At 72.8% G+C, this 1,349-nt stretch carries 1 pseudogene; it reads left to right on the top strand.

Going from position 1 to position 1,349, the window contains the following annotated elements:
* A pseudogene (locus ACIKT0_RS18345) lies at window positions 1–107 on the top strand (MBL fold metallo-hydrolase); the annotation flags it as partial.
* Window positions 108–1,349: the final 1,242 nt, after the last annotated feature.

Consider the following 1,349-nt stretch of genomic DNA (forward strand, 5'->3'; position numbering starts at 1 on the left):
AGATCCCGAAGTGGTCGCAGGCCTATCTGGAAGGCCTCGACGTCTGGATCATCGACGCGCTCCGGCACACGCCGCATCCGAGCCATTTCTCGGTCAGCGATGCGCTGGGCTCCGATGAGGCCGACGCCTCGCCGGCCCTGCGGCCGGCGCCCGCGCCGAAAGCCGCCGCCCGGCCCGCCATCGATCCCGACGTCATCGCCGGGATGCGCTCGGAGATCGAGCGGCTCAGCCGCACGGTCGAGGAGTTGCCCCGGCGCTCGGATCTCGACGAGCTGACCGGCGAGATGGCGACCCTGTCGCGGTTGCTCGGAGCGGCCATGCCCTCGGGCCTCGACTCCGGCGCGCTGAGAGCCATCGACTCCCTGGTCACCCAGGTCGAGGAGATGCGCGGCCACGCGGCCAGCCCCCAGATCATCTCCGAGCTCGCCGAAGAGCTGAAGGCCATCTCGGCCCGGCTCGACGTCATCGGTCCGCGCAGCGCCGAGGCGGTCGAGGCGCTTGCGCAGCGCATTGAGGAGGTGCGCGGCGAACTCGACCATTTCCCGCGGGCGTCCGCGGTCGGGGAGCTTTCGGCCGAGATCCAGTCGATCGTCGCCCGGCTCGACCGGCACGAGAGCGCCGCGATCCCGGCGCGCGAGGCCGTCGAGGGGCTGACCGGCCAGGTCGAGGCGCTCGACGGCAAGATCGACGCGATCGCCGAGGCGTCGCGCGCCCGCGCCGAGGAACTCGATCGCATGAACGAGGCCTTCCGGGCCGAGCTCGACGCGCGCCCCCGGGCCGACGCGATGAGCGACCTCGGCCGCCAGATCGAGGCGCTGACCGAGGGTCTCAAGGCGCGGCCGCCGGTCGCCCCGAGCGCCGCCGCCTTCAAGGATCTCTCGGGCAAGCTCGAGGTCATCGACGACAAGATCGAGAAGATCGCCGCCGTCGCCCGGCCCGAGGCGATCGACGGGCTCGGCCGCAAGATCGACACGCTCGCGACCAGCCTCACGGCGCGTTCCGTCGCGCCGGCGCCGGAGGCGGTCGGAGAACTCGTCAGCAGCGTCGACGGCCTGAGCGAGCGGATCGACGACATGGCCGCGGCCACCCGCGCCCGCGGCGCCTCGTTCGACCGCGTCGAGGAGGCGGTGCGTTCGATCGCCGAACAGCTGCTCGTCGCCCGCCCTGGCGAGGTTCAGTCCTCGGCGGCGCTGGAGGAGCAGATCGGCCGGATCGTCAACGGCCTGGAGCGCAATGACGGCCGGCTGGACGATCTCAATGCGGCGATGAGCGGCGTCGCCGCCCGCATCGAACAGAGCTGCGTCAGCCTGGGCGCCGAGGCCGCCCGCGCCGCCGCCGACGCCACCCGC

Source organism: Hansschlegelia beijingensis (genome assembly GCF_045505405.1).
GTDB classification, from domain to species: Bacteria; Pseudomonadota; Alphaproteobacteria; order Rhizobiales; family Methylopilaceae; genus Methylopila; species Methylopila beijingensis_A.